At 33.6% G+C, this 1,477-nt stretch carries 2 protein-coding genes; both read right to left on the bottom strand.

Annotated features, from left to right (window positions below; genetic code table 11):
* Positions 1-287, bottom strand: a 287-nt coding sequence (locus tag V7056_RS20240) for a GerAB/ArcD/ProY family transporter (RefSeq protein ID WP_499704186.1), incomplete at its 3' end; no start/stop codon positions are given.
* The coding region (locus V7056_RS20235) for a spore germination protein (protein ID WP_499704185.1) at positions 274-1,477 on the bottom strand (1,204 nt) is incomplete at its 5' end. The genes V7056_RS20235 and V7056_RS20240, both read right to left, overlap by 14 nt.

Raw genomic sequence — 1,477 nt, 5'->3', positions numbered from 1 at the left:
ACTTGAAATATAACAAATATAAAATAAATATAATAACACACATTTATACAAGTACCAACAAACGAACTTGTCAGAATTTTTGTGTAGTCTGTGAAGGAAGTATTTGGGAACTGCTTATACAATCCGTAATAAACAAATAAAAGAATTTGGATAATCACACCACCCAGTAATACTGAAATCCAACCGTCATGACCGGCTTTTTTATAGATTGTATTAGGTAAACTGGTAATTGAAATTCCGAATTGTGTAAACAGTATTAAAAAAAATAAGTGCTTATTTGAAATCATGTTTTTTACCCTTTCTCTTTCGAATAAAAGCAAATTCAGAAAAACCAGGATTTTCTAAATAACGTTTTCCAAATAATTGTATTTGACTCAGATGTCCTACAATCAAAAACATGCCTAACGCGATTCCTAAAAACCCAAAAAGTGAAGCGAATAAAAGAAGGGGTAAGCCTATTAACCTTGCTGAAATCGACATATCTTTCGACGGAATCGCGAATGATGCGACCGCAGTGGCCGCAATTACAACAACCATCGTATTTGATATTAGGTTCGTTTGAACAATCGCTGTACCTATTACAATGGCTCCGACCGTCCCGATTGTTGAAGCAATAGCTTGTGGTAATCGTAATGCAGCCTCTCTCAACAACTCCAAAAACAATTGCATTGTTAACGCTTCTATTAATGGAGGAAGCGGTATATTTTCAGTTGATAGTTTTAAAGTGTAAAATAAGCCGATTGGTAAAATATTCGAATGAAATGAACTTACTGCGATATATAAAGCTGGCAATAGAACAGATATCCAAAAAGCGAGAAATCGCAATGAGAAATAAAATGCTCCAATTAGCCATCGAAAATTGAAATCTTCTGGGCTTTGAAAAAAACCATACATATTATATGGAAATAACAATGCATTCGGATCGTTATCTAAAAGAATTGCAGGTTTTCCTTTTAAAAGGTGTTGAACTGTTAGATCCGGTCGTTCAGTACACATAACCTGTGGAAAAAACGAAGCAGGGTGTTCTTCTAACATCGCTTGAATTTGAACAGATTCAACCTTTTCCTCCAAAGTAAATTTGTTTAATTTTTGCTCTAAAGCGCTTATCATACTAGGTGGGGTTTTATCTTTTAAATAGAAGATTGAAAGTGAGACAGGGTATCTTTTTCCCAGCTTTATATTCTTTATAACAAGATCTTTTGAACGTATTCTTTTACGGATTAAAGTTGTATTTGTTTCTAAACTTTCCACATAGCTATCATGCGCACCCATTATGATGCGTTCATTAGCCGACTCTTGAACGGAGCGGTCTGTTTTGTGAACGGTTAAATAAGCTGTAACTTTCTGTTTATTTCCATCAATTGAAATCACATAACCGTTAAGAATAAATTGAATACATTCTTTAATTGAGTGAACGTCTGATGTTTCTAAAATAGTAGGTTTAATTCCATTTTCTTCTCTCATTGAAAATACATTT

The organism is Bacillus sp. JJ664 (assembly GCF_036962205.1).
GTDB lineage: Bacteria > Bacillota > Bacilli > Bacillales > Bacillaceae_G > Gottfriedia.
The sequence above is the reverse complement of the archived record's forward strand: the minus strand, read 5'-3'. Positions and strand labels throughout refer to the sequence as shown.